Raw genomic sequence first — 17,918 nt, forward strand, 5'->3', positions numbered from 1 at the left:
CGATGAAAAAATCCAGCAAGATCTATATCGCCGGCCATCGTGGCATGGTCGGCTCCGCCATTGTCCGACGGCTGCAAAGAGCCGGTTACGAGAACCTGCTAACCCGCGCACGTTCCTCCTTGGATCTGACCAATCAGGCAGCGGTTTCACAGTTTCTTGCGGAAGAAAAGCCCGAGTACATCTTTCTCGCGGCAGCCAAGGTCGGTGGCATACAGGCGAATGACCAGTGTCGCGCAGAGTTCATTTATCAAAATCTCATGATTGAGGCGAACGTCGTTCATGCGGCCTGGCTAGCTGGCGTGCCGCGTATGTTGTTTCTCGGGTCGAGCTGCATTTATCCTCGGGCGTGTCCCCAACCCATCAAGGAAGAATACCTGCTTGGCGGGCCTCTGGAGCCCACGAATGAACCTTATGCCATCGCAAAAATCGCCGGAATCAAGCTGTGCGAGAGCTACAATCGGCGGTACGGAACTCGGTATGTTTCCGCGATGCCGACAAATCTCTATGGGCCCAACGACAATTATGACTTGAACAATAGCCATGTGCTGCCAGCTCTCATCCGTAAGGCCCACGAGGCGAAACAGCGAAACGAGGCGACTTACCCGGTCTGGGGATCCGGACGTCCAAGACGGGAATTTCTCTATGTGGACGATTTGGCTGACGCCTGCGTGTTCCTGATGGAGCGCGACGATATACGGGACGGGCTGTTTAATGTTGGCACTGGTGAAGACAGTACGATCGGCGAGCTCGCAACGACCATCAACGACGTGATCGGGTTCAAGGGCTCTATTGTCTTCGATCCGACCAAGCCGGATGGCACGCCGCGGAAGCTGCTCAACGTTGATCGCATGCGAGAAATAGGATGGTACGCCCGAACGAGCCTCAAAGATGGTATCCGCAATGCTTATGCAGACTTTATAACGCGCGAGTTCCGGAGCACGATCTGAGCGGCGTCTCGTATCGCGCAGCAATCCGTCCAATCGACGCACCATGCCCAAGTGGTGCGAACTGTCTGTGCACCCAGCGTCATTCAAAGACCAGCCCTCCTTTGTTTGTGCCGAGCGATCACGTCCGATTGGCAGCTAAACCCGAAACAGCCTGTTTTCTTCGGAGGATCACTCGTGGCAGAATGTCCGGTCGACAGGATAGCTCTCTTCATTGATGGCCTAAATCTTTACACCACGTCCAAAGCGCTCGGATTCGAAGTGGATCACAGACGGTTGCTCAAACACTTCGAGAGCTGCGGGAAGCTGCTTCGTGCCTTCTACTACACCAGAACGACCGAGAACCGGGAGCTAGGTGCCACGCGTCCTTTCATGGAATGGCTCGGCTATAATGGCTTTACCGTGGTCAGCAAACCGACGGCAGGGTGCATTGGTGCGAGCGGAGAACGCGGACTGAAATGGAGTATGGATGTCGATCTTGCCGTCGATGCCATGGAGTTCGCGGGCCGGGTGGACCGGATCGTGCTGTTTTCCAGTGACGCCAATTTATGCAGGCTCGTGCAGGCCGTTCAGCGGCGAGGGGTGCATGTGACGGTGGTCTCGACTGCAGCTACGGCGCCGGCCATGGTCTCTCGGCGATTGCGGCGTCAGGCTGACGCCTTCATCGACCTTGCCGAGCTGAAGCCCAAGATCTGCCGCATCGTCATCTCGCAACCGCGAGTGGCGCGAGGCGCTGATCGATCTGCTTCGGTGCGTACCAGCGGCACAGAACCGATAAATTAAGACTGGCACCCCAGCCAATTGCAGACGACAGAGCTGAAGGGGGGTGTTTCCGTGCGGCAGGTGGTCAGCGAGACACGCCTTCTTCCTCGAATCGAGCTCTTTCGAGTCCAATCGCAAGCTTGCGGGGATCTTGGGAGAGAGCGAGCTGTTTCGGCGATCTGGCTGATGGCATGCGCAATTCGATAATGAGCGGAGACCCTGCTCGGAATCGAAGCTCCCCAAGCGGGACAGCAATGGTGCTTATATTCTCTCGGAGTGTCACATCGGCCAGCTTGATGTTCTGCGCCCAGAACTCGATCCGTTGCTCAGGGTTTGCCGGGGTAATGAACGCCCGGCAGCCTATCAGGAGTTTTGTACGCTCAGGCAGAACGCTCACGAGCAAAAACCCCAACTGAGCCCGATCACCCTCCGACCACACGCCCCAGGGCTCAGAATTCGCCCAGCCGTCGATGAGAGCACCTCGATTATTGTTTTGAAAGTCCAGGGACTGCCCACGTTGCACGCGCGGGAAACGGGCGACGTCATATCCCACGCCCGGAAAAAAGCGATCGATCACGCGTAAAGTACCGAAGAAGGAGCCCAATAGGACCGCGACTGCGATGACAAGCCATAGAATGATTTGTCGAAGATGGGGCATAACCGACGACAGCATCAACGAAGAGGTGTGCTTCGGCGAGAAGATCGTCACGAGCCGTTGCCCGTCTGAACGGACCGTAAGCTCCTTAATTGCGGAGGATCGCGATCGTCAATCGAGATTGTTGCGTAAAGAACAGTGTGTGTCTGTTTTGCTCTGAATCTATCTCAAATGGGACTGGTCGAATTTGTCGCAATCATGGATAGGATGAGATCCAGAGTCTTGCCTTGATAACTCTCCGATGAGAGGGCGTGCGGCGGTTATGCGACGTTGCGAGGCAGGACGCTCATTATTTTAAGTAGCGGAACTTTACGTCCAAACATTACAAAACTGGGGTCGTTCATGGCCGTTGGTAGAAATCGCAATCTCGGCGAGTTGTTTGACGATACGAGCTTCGATTACATCGGGACGCCCTTTCCGCAGTCCCAGGCAAGTCAGGTCCCGGATCAAAGTGGCCAGTCGGGCACTTCCGACAGCCAGACCGTTTCATTTCAGGGGAGCGGCCTTGTTTTTGTGAACACGTGGGGATCCGGTGCGAGCGCACAATTCGAGAATATCGTCATCGGTGCGGAGCAATATCTCTCACAGTTGTTTCCCAATGCGTGCACCGTCCACTGCACCTTCGATCTCCAGTCGTTAAACCCGGCCTATTCAGGCGAGAACTTTTACAATCCGGTTCACGTCTCGTATGCCTCCTTTGTGAGCGCGCTCCAACAGCATGCGCAAACCGCAACAGGCCGCTCCGCTGCCGCTGCTCTGGCGAAACTAGCCGATCCCACGAGCGGAGCCGGACTTAACGTTTCGATCGGCGAAGCGCGAATCCTCGGACTGGCCAGCGCTGGAAGCAGCACCGACGACACGATCTATCTGAATGACGCTTATTGGACTGCCTCCGCGCTGCAGAGCAGCCCAAACGATGCGAAGGCCGTGATCCTCCACGAATTGACGGAAGGGATCATGGGGCGCGTCGGTGGCCTCGGAAAGTCCGGGAACAGTTGGGCGCCCATGGATTTCTTTCGCTATACGGCGAGCGGGCAGCATGACTATACGGGCGGCTCGGACGGCAATAACACATACTTTTCGGTCGATGGCCTCAACATCCTCACTCAGCTGCAATTTCATGCATCCTATTCCAACGGCACGAATGACGGCTTCGATCTCGCCGACTGGGACGGTGTTCTGGCGGATTCGAACGACTACGACCCATTTGGACCGGGCGGACCGGGCGTCGGTGGTCCGGGACTCCTGTCATCCGAGGATATCCAGATCATGCAAGCCCTCGGGTGGGGCGTGCAAAGCCGCTCCCCGAAGGACTTCAATGGCGATGGCATTTCGGACGTTCTCTTCCGTAACAATACGACAGGCGATTGGGGCTTCGACGCACTCAATGGGTCCGGCGGCGGCATCTGACATGGGCTAGGGGTCAACAATACGGCCTATAGCGTCGTAGGGGTGGGGGACTTCAACGGCGACGGCATCGCCGACGTGCTCTATCGGAACAACAGCACCGGCGATTTTGGCGCGGCTCTGTTTAATAACAGTGGCAATACGACCTGGCAGCCGCTGGGCGGGTCGTCGCCGGCCTACAGCGTGGTCGGCACGGGCGATTTCAACGGCAACGGCATCTCGGATATTCTTTTCCGAAACAGTGCGACGGGTGATTGGGGCTATGATGCGCTCAATGGCTCCGGCGGGGGTACGTGGCATTCACTCGGCACAAATAACACCGCCTACAGCGTGGTCGGCGTGGGGGACTTCAATGGCGATGGAGTCTCCGATGTCTTGTACCGCAACAACGGCACCGGTGATATTGGTGCGGCTCTCTTCGATCATAACGGCAATCCAACTTGGCAGCCGCTTGGAGGCTCATCGCCCGCTTATAGCGTGGTTGGAACCGGCGATTTTAACGGGGATGGCATCTCCGATATCCTCTTCCGAAACAACAGCACGGGCGATTGGGGCTATGAGGCGCTCAATGGCTCCGGCGGCGGCACCTGGCACGCTTTGAATCCCACCGCGGCGGCATATAGCGTCGCCGAGATCGGCGACTTCAACGGTGACGGGATTGCCGATGTTCTCTTCCGCAACAACAGCACGGGTGATTTCGGTGCTGCTCTCTTCGATCATACGGGTAATCCGACTTGGCAACCGCTCGGCGGCTCCTCTGCCAGTTATACCGTCGTCGGCGGGACCAATTGGGCCTGACATGATCCACGAGGGATGATCCCTAACTCTCAGGGCTGCCTACGGGCCCGCACTTGTCACAAGGTTAGGGACGGCAGAATGCAATCCTCCGATGTCATCGCGGACAGCGCTGGGTTCAATGCAGATGTCCCCTCCCTAGCAGGCCGTTGAAGAACTCAGCCGCGTTCGCAAACGAAGGCTGAATCGTCGCCATTGTGGATGTAGAAGTGGCCAACGAGCCTGCCCGCAGTGCCGATCATGGCCCATCCGCGACCACAGGACGGATCATTCTCGTCGTGCCTCTCCCATGAGAACTCGGCGCAGGCCGATCCGTCGCGGGTGCCGTAGCGAGCATCCAGGAAGCCCTTGAGAGCCCCAAACGCTATTTCGCCATCGGACTTGCCACGGAAGGTGAGATGCGCCTCTCCGACAAGATCGAGGAAGTCGCTGTCCCAGTTGTCCATTTCGACGATGCGCCAGCGGCCGGCAAAGGCCTTGGCAAAGCCGGGCACCTTGGCCATCAACCGGTCTCCGCGATCAGCTTGGGCAGCCGCACCAGATTGTAGGCGGCCGCAGCGAAGGTAAAGGCCCATCCGACCCGATCACGGCCACGGAATCTGGTCTTCTCTTGCCCGGCGACCGTCTTGATCCAGCCGAATGCCTCCTCAATCCGCTTGCGGATGCGCTGGCTGACAGCATAACCGCCGTGCCGGGTCGTACGCCCGTCGATCGCAGAGCTACGGCCGCCGGTGTTCTGCGCAACATGCGGCGTCACGTTCATCTAGCGCAGCTCGTTGACGAAGTCTTCTGCATCGTAGGCTTTGTCGGCACCAAGCGTGATCGCTATCGGTCGATCGGCACGAGGCTCGATCATGTGCAGCGCGGCCACCCGTTCGGCATGCCCACCGGCCTGCGTCAGGCAGGCGTCGACCAGCAAGCCGTGGCGGTTCTCCATCAGCCCGTGCCCGATGAAGCACAGCTTCGTCTCCTTGCCTTTCCCCTTGCGGTAGAGCCTGGCCTCTGGATCGGTGGTCGAAGCATGGGTGTCGTTGGAGCGCTTCTGGCCATGGAAGTTCGCTTCAGCATTGCGCCCGCCGCCTTGGGCCGGCGGCTCGCCGGAGCTATCCTTCGGTTTGACGCTCTTCATCGAGGCCCAGGCCTCGATCAGCGTGCCGTCGACCGAGAAGTGATCGCTCGACAGAAGCTTCTTCACCCTGGGCTGCGCCAGCACCGCCGCCAGGAACTTCGCCGCGATGTCGCCTTCCAGCAGCCGGTCGCGGTTCTTCGAGAATACCGAATGGTCCCAGGCTGCATCGTCGACGCCGATTCCGACGAACCAGCGGAACAGCAATCATATTCCAACCGCTCCATCAGAAGTCGCTCCGAGCGGATCGAATAAAACGCCTGCAACAGCATCGCCCGCAGCAGCTTCTCCGGCGGGATCGACGGCCGTCCAATCGGCGAATAAAGGGCGGCGAACTCGTGCTCCAGCGCCGCCAGCGCCTTGTTCACGATCGTCCGGATCCCTCGCAGCGGATGATCACGCCGCACCCTTGCTTCCAGGTCGACGTAGCTGAACAGCTCGCCCGTTCGATTGTCGCCGCCGCGCACGCACCTCTCCGAATCTCGTCGGAGCTAATGAATCATGATCCTCGGTCGGCGGCGACCGCCTTTTTTCAACAGCCTGCTAGTCTTACTGCGTCACAAACGACGATCTGTGTAGTGGTCGAACTTGATCGCACAACAAGGACATCTCGACAGCGTTCGGACGAGCCCATGCTCGAGCCGCCGTCGCATCGTCGCGATCGAGTTTGGAATGTGACGTTGGGTCCGCAGCGGCAGATCCGCGGGGTCTATAATCTGCGGGAAGGCGAGCGAGCGGGATCGGCTGGGCGCGCCGCGCGCCTGAGGGGGGAATCGTCTCCCGCTCGGAGATCAGGAATCCGTAGGCCACAATGCACATCGTTGCGTGATGATGAAAGCCGCGCCAGCCGCGTCCCTGGAAGTGGCCGAGCCCGACCTCCTGCTTGAGGTCCTGATAGTCGCGTTCGATGCGCCAGCGCAATTTAGCCGTCTCAACGAGCGTCCGGAATGCCACATCCTCCGGCATTGTCGAGAGCCAGTATTTGGTAGGCTCGTCCTCGCCTTTCGGCCATTCGATCAGCAACCATTCCTCCAATCGCCGGGTGGTTTGCCAATAATCACGATGCGCGGCACGAACCCGCACGCGGGCAAAGCGCGAGGTCAGCTCTTCGTTCGTTCCTTGCCGCCACGTGATGGTGCGCCAAGCTTGGGCCGGCAGGCCGATCGCGAGCGCCTTCACGGCGGCTGGCTGATGCTGACGGTTGCGGCGCATCAGTTTCGGTGGACGGCCGCGGCCCGACCATGGCTTCGGCGGCAAGGGACCGGTGCCGGGCGCCCATACCGTTGTGCTCGACAGAAGACCCGCCACATAGGTCAATCCCAGCGCCGTGATCTCCGTGCGCAGGTCGCTGTTGTTGCCATAGCCCGCGTCCATCAGCACGACACCACGTGGAAGGTTGCTCGCACAGGCCCACCGCAACTGCTCCAGCGCGATCTCCGGCTTGGTCCGGAAGCCGACTTCGGCGGGAATGCCCACTTTACGCCGCCGATCGCAATCCTCAGTCCATTCCTTCGGAAGATAAAGGCAGTAGGCGACAGGCAGGCTGGCGTGGTGGTTGGCAATCGACAGCGACACCGCCACCTGGCAATTATCCTGCTTGCCGAGCTGCCCGCAATATTGCCGCGCAACTCCAACCGAATGTCGCCCCTGCTTGGGAAATCCGGTATCGTCGATGATCCAGCCTTCGATGGGGCCCTGGCGTTCAATCGCCGGCAGGACCATCTCGCGTACCTTGCTCAGCACCTTCTCATCCGACCAGGCGCCGCTGCCGACGAAATGCAGCAGCGATTGATGCTGGGCCGCCGTCCGCTCCGGAGCCGTCACCGCCGCCATCGGCTCCACGCTCTTGCGACCGCCGCAGGCCATCAGGCCGACGCAATAGTCGCGCAGCGGCGCCTTCCGATCAGCATGACCGATGACACTGGCAAGCCCTTCCAAATACGCCGCAAATCGCTTCTCGCTCGTCCTGGTGCCACGCCCGCTCATGTCGGCCTCATCGGCTAATGGTCCATGCTGCAACCATCGCTGATTCTGGCCGGCTAGAGCCTGCGGTTTTGTGACTCAGTCAGACTAGACCCGCACGGTCGCTACGGGCTTTGTTGACCATGGGCGTCTGAGGGAGCCGCTTCTTGCACGATAACGTCCGCGTCGATACCGGCTTGGCCGCGCTTTGCGGAATCGCGGCTTATTACAGAATCGCCGCCAACCCAGCGAGCCTTGCACGGGAGCTGGCGCTACATGGCCGCGCCGAACCGCGCGACGTGATCAGGGCGGCCAAGCTTACCGGTCTGAAGGCCCGACTGGTGAGCAAGCCCTCCATCCGCCGGATAGCCAGTGTGCCACTTCCGGCTATCACGCGCCTGCAGGACGGAAAGTTTGTCGTTCTTGGCGGCCGCACTCCATCTGGTCTCATCCGGATTGTCGATCCCATCACCCGGATCTCCCGTGAATTGCCGATCGATGAAATCCATCGAATGATGGATAAATTCATCCTGCTGGTTCAGCGCCAGGTCGGCGGCTCAGGGGTCGATCCAAGGCACTTCGGCTTTCAATGGTTTTTGTCCTCGATATGGCGCTATCGCCGTCCCCTGCTCCACGTTCTTGTCGCCTCTCTATTTGTGCAAGTATTCGCGCTTGTAACGCCCCTGTTCTTTCAGGTTGTCGTCGACAAGGTCCTTCCACATAAATCCTATTCGACATTGCTTGTGCTGGTCGGCGGCATCGCGGCCATCGGGCTTTTCGACGTCGTGCTGCAATATTTGCGCACCTACGCGCTCGCACACACGAGCAACCGGATCGACGTCGAATTGAGCCATCGGCTTTTCACTCATCTCTTGCGACTGCCGATCAGTTACTTTGAAAGCCGTTCGGCGGGACAGACGATTGCGCGCGTTCGCGAGCTCGAGACTATTCGGAGCTTCCTGACCGGCCAAGGGCTGTTTTCGCTGATCGACCTGCTCTTTACGTTCGTCTACATCGCCGTGCTCGAGGCGTACTCGGTCAAGCTGACCTGGACCGTTCTCGTAGCAATTCCCGTCTACCTGCTGATAGCGTTCGCTGTGCGGCCTACGCTCAAAGAGAAGATCAACCAGAAGTTCAATTTGGGCGCTGCGAGCCAGCAGTTCCTGGTGGAATCCGTCGTCGGAATCCAGACCATAAAGACGTCTGCGGTCGAGCCAATTATCAGGACTCAATGGGAAGAACGACTGGCCGCCTATGTCCAGTCCGCCTTCGCGGCGACCAAGCTCGGCGCCGGCGGTCAGAACACAATCCAATACGTCTCAAAACTTTCTTCAGCCCTTCTGCTCCTCTTCGGTGCAGAAGCCGTCATCAACGAGGAGCTGACCATTGGCGGCCTGGTCGCCTTCAACATGATCGCCGGCCAGGTCGCACAGCCGATTTTACGGCTCTCGCAGTTTTGGCAGGATTTCCAGCAGGTGCAGGTGTCTGTCGAACGGCTGGGGGACATTCTGAATGCATCGCCCGAGCATGCTCCCGCCGCCTTTGAGGGAATGACGATTCCAAAAGGGCAGGTCGTGTTCAAGCATGTGACCTTCCGCTATGCGCCCGGAGAGCAGGAGGCGCTCAAGGATGTTTCGTTCACGATCAATCCCGGGGAAGTTATCGGGATCGTTGGCCCCTCCGGTTCGGGCAAATCAACCTTGGCCAAGCTCATCCAGCGGCTCTACGTCCCGAGCGAGGGGGAGGTGCTCCTCGACGGGCGCAATCTCACCCATATCGATCCTGTCTGGCTTCGGCGGCATATCGGCGTGGTGCTTCAGGAAAGCACGCTCTTTCACCGCACGATCCACGAGAATATCGCGCTCGCCAACCCGGCGATGTCCCGATCCCAGGTCATCGCCGTGGCCCGCCTTTCGGGCGCCGACGAGTTCATCTCGAAGCTGCGTCAGGGCTACGACACCATGATCGAGGAGCGCGGCGCCAATCTCTCGGGAGGCCAGCGTCAACGTCTTGCCATCGCGAGGGCCTTGGCGACGGACCCGCCGATCCTGGTTTTCGACGAAGCCACCTCGGCTCTGGACTATGAGAGCGAGCAGATCATTCAGGCCAATATGCGTCATATCGCAAGGGGAAGGACCGTAATCATTATCGCTCACCGACTCGTGACGGTGCGGCACTGCGACCGCATTTTCGGCATCGTCGATGGGCGGCTCGTTGAGACGGGAACGCACGACACCCTCGTGCAGCGCCCGCAAGGCCTCTATGCGCGTTTATGGGCGTTGCAGAACAACACGGCTAAAGACCAGACGGCCGCCTAGGAAGCGCCTCATGTCTTTGCCAGGAAAACGCACGCCTCGCTTGCCGAAGCCGACCCGGTCCGACCAGGAGTTCCTGCCGGCGGCGCTCGAGATTCTCGAAATAGCGCCGTCTCCGGTTGGAGTCGCGCTGATGTGGATCATATGCACATTGGCGACCTGCGTGTTGGTCTGGTCCTATGTAAGCCGTATCGACGTAATCGCCACCGCACAAGGCAAGATCCAGCCCGTCGGACACGTCAAAATCATCCAGCCGAGCGAGCCTGGACGGATCGTCGCAATCCATGTCCAGAACGGGCAGCTTGTGACCGAAGGCCAGGAACTGATCGGACTTGAGAGCGGTGAGGCCGATGCTGATGTGAACGAACTCAGAGCTCGCCTGCAAGCGCTCCGCGGGGAGGCGATCCGCCGAAACGCCGCTCTCCGCGCCGTTGAAGCGCGGCGGTTGGCAAGTCCTGCCATAGACTGGGACGAGGTTATTCCGCGCGAGGTCCGGGAGCGCGAAGCGCTCGTTCTGGAGGCAGTCCTCAACCAGCTCAAGGCGAAAACAGCAGAACTTGAGGCGGAAAAACGCCAAAAGCAATTGGAGCGAGATCTTTACGCCGCAACCAGCGATGCCTTGGAGACGCTCGCTGCCACTCTTCAAGAGCGCGTCGATATGCGCGCGAGCCTCGCGCGGACCGGCTCCGGATCGAAGGCCGATCTCATCGATTCATTGGAGCGGCTGCAGGATCAGAAGGCGAAGCTCGCGACGGCGCGCGGTCAGTTCTCTGAAACCGAGGCCGCTATCCATGTTCTAAGTCAGCGTATTGAGAGCGGATACAGCGATTTTACAGCCGATAATCTGCAAAAGCTCGCGGAAGCCGAGCGCGAAATCGATGGCATCACGCAGAGAATCGCCAAGGCCCGCGTGCGGCAGCAACGTATGGTGCTGAAGAGCCCAATTGCCGGGCGGGTCAGCGCGATGTCCGTGACAACGTTCGGCCAAGTTGTGAGTACCGGCGAAGAACTCATGCGGATCGTCCCGGACGCCGGCAGCCTGGAAATCGAGTGTTACATTGCCAATCGCGATATCGGTTTTGTTCATCCCGGACAAGCGGCCGCCATCAAGATCGAGTCCCTGCCATTCACCAGGTACGGCACGATAGATGCAACGCTTTTGAGCATTCAGCACGACGCGATCCCCGAACCCGATGCAACGCAGGCGGAAGGCAATCCGATCCGGTCGCTCGACAACCGCGGCTTTGCCGGCGCTCAGCGTACGCAGAACCTCGTCTTTCCCGCCACTCTTCGCCCCGAGGTTACGAGAGTGATTGCGGATGGAGCGCCCGTGCCGCTCTCGCCCGGCATGGCCGTCAAGGTTGAAATAAAAACCGGAAGCCGGCGCGTGCTCGACTATGTCTTTTCGCCGCTGGTCGAAATAACCTCTCAAGCGTTTAAGGAGCGGTAGTCTTCTGAAAGAACATCCATATAGACGCCTCGCCAATCGACAAGCCGGAGGGCTTCCTCCGATGCGCGCCCGAGGTCATTCTGGCCAGCCTGCTGAAGACCAACTAAGTCAGCTCTCGCGTTTTCTTTGCTTTCGCATCGATCCTCCGCAAAGCAAGTAGACCCAAGAGCCCGATCACGACCAAGACTGCGCCAGCGCCAATCAGGCCGTATGAGAGCGTCACATCATTCACGGCCGCGGCTTTCGATTTCGATTTGGTCACTAAAGAGGTCCCTCCCTCGCTAACAGCACGAGGAAATGAAGGCTCGAAAACGCGCCACGTAGCGCGCTTTGCCGCAAGCTCTATCATTTTTGTGAAGGACGCGCGCGACGGGCAGCCGCCTCGAGCTGCTTCTCAGCGAAAAGCGTCTTCAGCTCCGCGTTCTCCTCTTCCAAGGCCTTCAGTCGCTTGGCCTCGGCGGCGCCCCAACTCAGCGGCAGATCAGTCATATTCGACAATCGCTCTTTCCGGAGCCAACTGCCAACGTTTACAACTCAACTGATCGGACGAGTTCCGATCCGCTCTTTAGGCGTAGATAGCTTCGTTGGTGAGAGTGCGACAAGTCCCGAATGGGATATTGCCACCTGCGTGTTGCAACCTAAGATAGATATATATTGGCGCTGCCAGCGTCGAATTCGAGCGGCCCCGCAATTGATGATTTTTAGGCCGCGATCATTTACCAGCAGGTGCGCCAAGGTGCTATTCAACTCCAGCGAATTCATTTTTCTTTTTTTGCCGATCGCATTGATCAGCTACACGCTTCTTCAGGCTATTCGGCTGCCGCGGCTCTCGTTTATCCTTTTGCTGTGTGCCTCGATCTTCTTCTACGGATGGTGGCGCCTGGACCTCGTTCCTGTCCTTCTAGGCTCGGTCGTGTTTAACCATGGGCTCGGCCTCATCATCGTTGCCGCGCCTACAAATGCCAAGGTTCTCACGAACTCGGGCATTGTGGTCAATCTGGCGCTGCTCAGTCTCTTCAAGTATGCCGACTTCTTCATAACGAATGCGAACGCTGTCCTCGGCACGTCGATGCCGCTCCTCGAGCTGGTGTTGCCGCTCGGCATATCGTTCTTTACCTTCGTCCAGATCGCCTATCTGGTGGACGCGTCCAAAGGGAGGCGGGGCCGTCGCGGTTTCATCGAGTACGCTCTGTTCGTAACCTTCTTTCCACACCTGCTCGCCGGCCCCATCGTCCACCACTCGGCGATGATTCCACAGTTCCAATTACGGCCGAGCCTTTCGCGGCGCGCCAACGACATGGTGTTCGGCCTAGGACCGATCGACATTCAGGATTCCCAAGCGGTTTGATCGCTGATTCATAGAGTTCCGTGATTCGAGACACGGAGCAGATGGTGGCGGCGAAACGATATGAGCTGACGGAGGCGCAATGGGCGAGGATTGCGCCACTGCTGCCGGGGAAAGCTGGCGACCCGGGACGTACGGCTGCGGACAATCGACTGTTCGTCAACGGATGTTTGTGGGTTTTGCGATCGGGCGCACACTGGAGCGACCTGCCGGAACGGTACGGCAAGTGGAAAACGGTGCATCAGCGCTTCAGCCGCTGGTGCCATGCCGGCGTCTGGGAGCGCGTGTTCGCTGCTCTGACCGCCGATCGCGACAACCAGTATCTGATGATCGACAGCACCATCGTTCGCGCCCACCAGCAGGCGACGAGCGGAAAAGGGGGGCCAAAGATCAGGCGCTGGGGCGTTCCCGAGGTGGACTGACCACCAAGATCCACATGCTGGCTGATGCGCTCGGCCGTCCGCTCCGCTTCATCGTCACGGCTGGGCAAGTTAATGACATCACCCAGGCGCCGGCACTGCTCCACGGCCAAAGCTGCGATGCCGTGCTCGCCGACAAGGCCTATGACGGCAACGCCCTGCGTGCGATCATCGCGGAAATCGGCGCAACGGCGGTGATCCCGTCAAACCGCACCCGCAGGATCATCATTCCGCACGACGCCGACGCATACAAACAGCGCAACCGCATCGAGCGCTGCTTTTGCCAGCTCAAACACTTCCGACGCTTGGCAACCCGTTATGACAGGCGATCTGACAACTTTACCGGCTTCATCCATCTCGCTGCCGCAATGATCTGGATGCAATGAATGTCGATCGGTCCTAGTGATTTTTCTGATCGGCTTGGCAAAGAAGTCGATTTTTGCCGACCATCTCGGCCCTGTGGCCGACGCGGTCTTCGCCACAGCGGAGGGCGGAGGAATCCTCACCACAACGGCGGCGTGGCTCGGCGCGCTGGCCTATACATTCCAGCTGTATTTTGACTTCTCCGGCTACAGCGACATGGCAGTCGGACTTGCTCGTATGTTCAGCCTGAAGTTTCCCTGGAACTTCGACTCTCCCTACAAGTCGTTGTCGATCGTGGATTTCTGGCGCCGATGGCACATGACGCTTTCCCAATTTTTGAGAGACTATCTCTACATTCCGCTTGGCGGCAATCGGCGTGGCAAGCGTAGGCACTATCTCAATCTCTTCCTGACAATGGCAATCGGGGGCTTCTGGCACGGCGCAGCATGGACCTTCATTATCTGGGGTGCTTGGCACGGTGCCTTGCTGTTGATCAATCATGGCTTTCGGGAGCGCTTCGGCGTCTCGCGGGCTCTGCCCTGGCGTGCTGTCGCCTGGACCCTGACGTTTGCCGCTACCATCAGCGGCTGGGTATTCTTCCGTGCCACAACGATTGGCGGCGCGCTGGCGATGTTGAAAGCCATGTTTTTCGGCGGAGAGACCGCAACAGGCCCGAGTTTTTTCGATCTCGAATTTCTGTCGCTACTCGCCCTTGCAGTCGCCACCGCCCTGTTCGCGCCGAACGCTCGCCAACTGACCGAGGCACTGCAGGCAGAGCACCTCGATCCGCGCGTGGTGGGGGCGGCGTTTGGTTCACTCGTTCTTATCATAATCGTTTCGAAGGCGAGTATGCATGAATCGCCCTTTCTTTATTTCAACTTCTGACGTTCAGCGGCCGAAGCCCACGAGACTGGTCGCCCTTGTTGCGAGCAGTCTGGCCAGCTTTGCTCTTGTCAGCGTTACTTATGTCGGATTGGTGACGCTGACCATTCCGGAGAACAGCATCGCGAGCACCTACAAATGGCTACTGCTTGAGCACGCTCCGGGGCCGCGTATCATCATCGACTCCGGCTCGAACGGTCATCACGGTATTGATGCGGCAGAGCGCAGCAAAGCGTTCAACATCAGGGCCATTAATGTGGCCGACAATGCCGGCTATTCGCTGGTCGATCGATCAAGGAGAATTCTTGAATTTGCCAAGCCCGGCGATGTTGTCATCATGCCCATCGAGTGGCAGGGCTATTCCGACCCCGACGGGGACGCGGGCTATGCACGGCTTTCTCTTGAGCTGACTACCGAGTATTTCTGGGCGCAGACGCCAACTGAGCGAGCGCGCAGGATTCTCACGACTCCCTTTCCGATCGTCGCGCGCGCCTTTTGGCGCAACATCAGGAAGCGCGGATCATGGGAACCTCCGCGCCCGACCTCCGAGGCAGTGCACGCGATGGCCCTCCGCCATGTCGAGGCGATGCTCTATTCGGACGGTACGGGTGGTTGGGCCAACGGAGTAAGCCAGGGCGTGGCCAAAGAGGCCATTGAGGGCGGAATGCTTCAGGACCACAGTCGGAAGCCGAAAGGAAACGCGATCGGGGCGGGTTCGGGAGGCATTCAAGCTGTTGCGCGCAGCCAAAGAGAACGGCGTCAGAGTCATAATCACATGGCCAACGGTCGTTGGTGACGATTGCTACGCAGATGAAGCGCGCGTGGCTCAGCGAGCCGAACAGGTTCGTGATCTGGCATCCCAAGCAGGACTCGAAGTCATCGGAAATCCGGCCGACTTTTGGATGCCGATGAGCCTGGCCGACAACTCGTTCTACCATGTGACCCAGCGCGGTCGTGCGATCATTACGCGCCGGCTCATAGGCCTTCTTCGGGACACAGGACTGAAGCCGGTTGCCGGCGCGCCGCCTGAAAATCTGATCGACACGATGAGCAAAGAGATTGTTCAAATCGAGCTCACGCGCGCGGAGGCGCTGGAGCCAACGATCGTTCATTTGGATCTCGAGGAATTCGCCGCAGGCGGCACAGGTTCGTCCAAGATCGACTACACAGCTGGATGGTGGTCTCCAGAACCGCGTGGTCGCTGGGCACGGACCAACGAAGTAGCGTTGCGCGTGCGCCCGAAGCAACCGGCGCAAACCCTCCGGGTTCGCTTGATCTCGGCCTTCGAACCGCGCAACGTCACGGTCTACATCAACGGTCTCGAAGCGGGTAAGATAGCGATCGATATGTCACGTCGCGACTACGAGGTAAATGTCCCCGCGGCCGCCCTGGACGACCGAGTCTGGTCCATCCGCCTTAAAGGCGACGATCGCCCTCTGATGCGCCCGCGTGATCTGGGCGACTCGGATCGTCGGTCGCTCACCTTTTTTTTCGAGGGTCTTACGTTGACAGGGGAGGCGGCCCGACGGGATGACTGACGACCCGGTGAAGCGAGCTTTCCCCGATTTATCATGATCGCCGGGGGCAACTCCTGCTGATGCAGGTCACCTACCATTTGGAGGGGCAGAACGTCGACACTATCCCAAATGGGACAAGCGAAGAATCCGCTGCGCTGCTACTTAGCTCGTTCTCTGATGGGATGGTGAGCCTTGGGAGTTCCGCCGCGGCAGTCCATTCATGTTTGCGCCGCCGTTCAGTCAAGCAGGTCTGCTACTGTCGCTTGTTGTGGCCCTCTTCATTGACGGTGCGCCGGAAGTTGTCCCGTAAGCCTGCCATGCGAGAATTGCCACATCTTGAAAATCGCTTAGCCGGTGCACAAGGCTGTGCGGCGCGATCGGGCAATTCGATCGCGCAGAACTCGCGCTTGACTCCTCCCATACTTCAGCCGAGCCAGGAACCAGGCCCCTATAGTGGGAACGCGCCTGGCATGACAAAACCAATGGAACTCGTGAAATGGAGAAAATGCGAGCGCAGGCACTCTCCCTCTCGAGTTGGAGGCGTGCCTTCTCGAATGCCGTGATTGAGCCGACCAACTTGGTCCGATCGGTGTGGGGCGCGCCGAATGAGCGATGTCCGAGGGATGTCCGTGTCGGAAGAACAGACGTTTGCTTCGTCGCGCTGGCGCTCGCATTTCCATGGTCGACCACCGTAGCAACCGGTCTGGTGCTCCTGTCGCTTATCTTTATAGTTTTCACCTATCGGCCGGATGAGATCATCGACGGGCTCAAGCGCCCGGCCTGTGCGCTCCCTGTCCTGCTCGTCGGACTAGCGGCCGTCGGTACAGCTTGGGCTGATGGGGTCCCCTGGACTGACCGGTTGCACGCGTTCGGAAAAGCATCAAAGCTAGTCTGCTTCTTGCCGTTCTTCGTGCATTTTCAGAACACGTCTCGCGCACGATTGATATTCGCGGCTTATCTGATATCGAATCTTCTCCTCCTTCTGCTCTCGTTCGTCGTGTTCTGTTCTCCGGACATCTCCAGCTTTATCGGGGCCAAGTCACCAGGGGTTCCGCTGAAGAATTATTTGGACCAGACCCAGGGCTTCGCGTTCATCGCGGTCATTTGCGTGGCACTTGCAATCGAAGCCCTTCGCCACCAACGGCGACGCCAGGCGATTGCGCTTGCCGCTATAGCCGTCGCATTTTTCGCGAACCTCGCCTTCGTCAATATTGCCCGAACCGCGTTCATTTACCTGCCGGTCATGCTTGCGCTCGTCACCATCCGCTATGCACGCGGATGGCCGTCGCTCGCCGTCTTGGCTACAGTTTGTGTGCTTGGCGTCGGCGCGTGGGGAGTGTCTCCCAATCTTCAGTTCAAGATGGCGCGTCTGTTAGGAGAAGTTGATGCCTATCAGACCAACACCATGGTTGTCGGCGGATTGGAGACCGGTGGCGCGGAGCGCCTCGAGTTCTGGCGCAAGTCTATTGGGGTCATTCGCTCGGCGCCGATTGTTGGTCACGGTACCGGTTCGACGAAGGAGCTGTTTGCAAACGAAGCGGCCGGCCAAACCGGCATAAGGGCGAAAATCGTTGACAATCCACACAATCAGACGCTTGCGGTAGCGATCCAGTGGGGAGCCATCGGATGCATCGTTCTCTACGCCATGTGGGGCGCTCATCTTCTCTTGTTCAAAGAAGGGTTCAGCCGGCGCAAGGGCAGCCTGCTTGCATGGATCGGCCTCCTGGCCGTCGCGCAGAATTTCGTAAGCTCGGTGCTCAACTCGCATTTGTTCGATTTCTACCAGGGATGGCTCTACGTTATCGCCGTCGCGATCATCGGCGGTCAACTAGAGCCCAAAGGGAGTCCGGATAGAACTGACATCAAGGCAGCACCTACGGCATTGTCCGTCGTTGAAGGTCGATGAGAGAGCGTTACAGACGGCAAGGGCGACCTTCCGGTTTCCTGAGACTGCTCTCCCGAATGGCATTGGCGAC

The 17,918-nt window shown here is 58.9% G+C and carries 15 protein-coding genes and 2 pseudogenes; 12 read left to right on the forward strand and 5 right to left on the reverse strand.

The genetic code is table 11. The features are described from left to right. Positions 1 to 2: 2 nt before the first annotated feature. On the forward strand, positions 3 to 947 hold the full coding sequence (locus ACVIHF_RS02280; RefSeq protein WP_253610357.1) for a GDP-L-fucose synthase family protein: 945 nt from the start codon (positions 3 to 5) through the stop codon (positions 945 to 947). A 174-nt stretch (positions 948 to 1,121) separates the two neighbouring features. Then, positions 1,122 to 1,727: an NYN domain-containing protein gene (locus ACVIHF_RS02285; RefSeq protein WP_253610358.1), complete on the forward strand. Its 606-nt coding sequence runs from the start codon at positions 1,122 to 1,124 to the stop codon at positions 1,725 to 1,727. A gap of 64 nt (positions 1,728 to 1,791) precedes the next feature. Here ACVIHF_RS02285 and ACVIHF_RS02290 read toward each other — a convergent pair whose 3' ends face one another. After that, positions 1,792 to 2,415, reverse strand: coding sequence for a DUF7024 domain-containing protein (locus ACVIHF_RS02290; protein ID WP_253610359.1), 624 nt, complete (start codon positions 2,413 to 2,415; stop codon positions 1,792 to 1,794). A 288-nt stretch (positions 2,416 to 2,703) separates the two neighbouring features. On the opposite strand from ACVIHF_RS02290, the gene ACVIHF_RS02295 reads away from it, so the two are divergent. Next, the gene (locus ACVIHF_RS02295) at positions 2,704 to 3,771 is read left to right on the forward strand and encodes an NF038122 family metalloprotease (RefSeq protein ID WP_456791490.1); all 1,068 of its coding nucleotides are present in this window, start codon (positions 2,704 to 2,706) and stop codon (positions 3,769 to 3,771) included. A gap of 42 nt (positions 3,772 to 3,813) precedes the next feature. Beyond that, complete coding sequence (locus tag ACVIHF_RS02300; protein ID WP_253610361.1) at positions 3,814 to 4,566, forward strand: FG-GAP repeat domain-containing protein; 753 nt, start codon at positions 3,814 to 3,816, stop codon at positions 4,564 to 4,566. A 155-nt stretch (positions 4,567 to 4,721) separates the two neighbouring features. Here the strand turns inward: ACVIHF_RS02300 and ACVIHF_RS02305 are convergent, their stop codons facing one another. The 3 genes and pseudogenes from ACVIHF_RS02305 to ACVIHF_RS02315 form a co-directional block, all read right to left on the reverse strand. Beyond that, positions 4,722 to 5,066 carry a hypothetical protein gene (locus ACVIHF_RS02305; RefSeq protein ID WP_253610246.1) on the reverse strand — a complete coding sequence of 115 codons (345 nt, stop codon included), beginning with the start codon at positions 5,064 to 5,066 and terminating at the stop codon, positions 4,722 to 4,724. After that, positions 5,066 to 6,156 (reverse strand): annotated as a pseudogene (locus tag ACVIHF_RS02310) (IS5 family transposase). Before ACVIHF_RS02310 ends, ACVIHF_RS02305 begins: the two are co-directional and overlap by 1 nt. Before the next feature lie 82 nt (positions 6,157 to 6,238). Then, positions 6,239 to 7,675: an IS701 family transposase gene (locus ACVIHF_RS02315; protein ID WP_253610175.1), complete on the reverse strand. Its 1,437-nt coding sequence runs from the start codon at positions 7,673 to 7,675 to the stop codon at positions 6,239 to 6,241. Positions 7,676 to 7,818: 143 nt separating this feature from the next. Here ACVIHF_RS02315 and ACVIHF_RS02320 point away from each other — a divergent pair, with 143 nt between their 5' ends. Then, a complete protein-coding gene (locus tag ACVIHF_RS02320; protein WP_456791491.1) occupies positions 7,819 to 9,969 on the forward strand; it encodes a peptidase domain-containing ABC transporter in 2,151 nt (716 codons plus the stop codon). 10 nt (positions 9,970 to 9,979) lie between these two features. After that, positions 9,980 to 11,416 (forward strand): HlyD family type I secretion periplasmic adaptor subunit, encoded by a 1,437-nt coding sequence (locus ACVIHF_RS02325; protein WP_456791492.1) that lies wholly within the window; start codon positions 9,980 to 9,982, stop codon positions 11,414 to 11,416. A gap of 345 nt (positions 11,417 to 11,761) precedes the next feature. Here ACVIHF_RS02325 and ACVIHF_RS02330 read toward each other — a convergent pair whose 3' ends face one another. Next, positions 11,762 to 11,905: a hypothetical protein gene (locus tag ACVIHF_RS02330; protein WP_456791493.1), complete on the reverse strand. Its 144-nt coding sequence runs from the start codon at positions 11,903 to 11,905 to the stop codon at positions 11,762 to 11,764. 247 nt (positions 11,906 to 12,152) lie between these two features. On the opposite strand from ACVIHF_RS02330, the gene ACVIHF_RS02335 reads away from it, so the two are divergent. From ACVIHF_RS02335 to ACVIHF_RS02360, 6 genes and pseudogenes are all read left to right on the forward strand, one after another. Then, positions 12,153 to 12,764: an MBOAT family O-acyltransferase gene (locus ACVIHF_RS02335; protein ID WP_253610365.1), complete on the forward strand. Its 612-nt coding sequence runs from the start codon at positions 12,153 to 12,155 to the stop codon at positions 12,762 to 12,764. Positions 12,765 to 12,805: 41 nt separating this feature from the next. Then, positions 12,806 to 13,566: pseudogene (locus tag ACVIHF_RS02340) on the forward strand (IS5 family transposase). A gap of 16 nt (positions 13,567 to 13,582) precedes the next feature. Further along, on the forward strand, positions 13,583 to 14,428 hold the full coding sequence (locus ACVIHF_RS02345; protein WP_253610366.1) for an MBOAT family O-acyltransferase: 846 nt from the start codon (positions 13,583 to 13,585) through the stop codon (positions 14,426 to 14,428). Continuing rightward, the gene (locus ACVIHF_RS02350; RefSeq protein WP_253610367.1) at positions 14,397 to 15,221 is read left to right on the forward strand and encodes a hypothetical protein; all 825 of its coding nucleotides are present in this window, start codon (positions 14,397 to 14,399) and stop codon (positions 15,219 to 15,221) included. The genes ACVIHF_RS02345 and ACVIHF_RS02350 overlap by 32 nt, the downstream gene beginning before the upstream one ends. Positions 15,222 to 15,246: 25 nt before the next feature. Beyond that, positions 15,247 to 15,963: a hypothetical protein gene (locus ACVIHF_RS02355; RefSeq protein ID WP_456791494.1), complete on the forward strand. Its 717-nt coding sequence runs from the start codon at positions 15,247 to 15,249 to the stop codon at positions 15,961 to 15,963. Between the two features lie 475 nt (positions 15,964 to 16,438). Continuing rightward, positions 16,439 to 17,848, forward strand: coding sequence for an O-antigen ligase family protein (locus tag ACVIHF_RS02360; protein WP_456791495.1), 1,410 nt, complete (start codon positions 16,439 to 16,441; stop codon positions 17,846 to 17,848). Positions 17,849 to 17,918 lie beyond the last annotated feature (70 nt).

It is taken from the genome of Bradyrhizobium sp. USDA 4506 (assembly GCF_054058795.1).

Bases quoted from the DNA above. Each gene is read 5' to 3' on its own strand.
- ACVIHF_RS02295 (WP_456791490.1), top strand. From the start codon at position 2,704: ATGGCCGTTGGTAGAAATCGCAATCTCGGCGAGTTGTTTGACGATACG.
- ACVIHF_RS02360 (WP_456791495.1), top strand. From the start codon at position 16,439: ATGGAGAAAATGCGAGCGCAGGCACTCTCCCTCTCGAGTTGGAGGCGT.
- ACVIHF_RS02315 (WP_253610175.1), bottom strand. From the start codon at position 7,675: ATGAGCGGGCGTGGCACCAGGACGAGCGAGAAGCGATTTGCGGCGTAT.
- ACVIHF_RS02325 (WP_456791492.1), top strand. From the start codon at position 9,980: ATGTCTTTGCCAGGAAAACGCACGCCTCGCTTGCCGAAGCCGACCCGG.
- ACVIHF_RS02280 (WP_253610357.1), top strand. From the start codon at position 3: ATGAAAAAATCCAGCAAGATCTATATCGCCGGCCATCGTGGCATGGTC.
- ACVIHF_RS02350 (WP_253610367.1), top strand. From the start codon at position 14,397: ATGAATCGCCCTTTCTTTATTTCAACTTCTGACGTTCAGCGGCCGAAG.
- ACVIHF_RS02330 (WP_456791493.1), bottom strand. From the start codon at position 11,905: ATGACTGATCTGCCGCTGAGTTGGGGCGCCGCCGAGGCCAAGCGACTG.
- ACVIHF_RS02305 (WP_253610246.1), bottom strand. From the start codon at position 5,066: ATGGCCAAGGTGCCCGGCTTTGCCAAGGCCTTTGCCGGCCGCTGGCGC.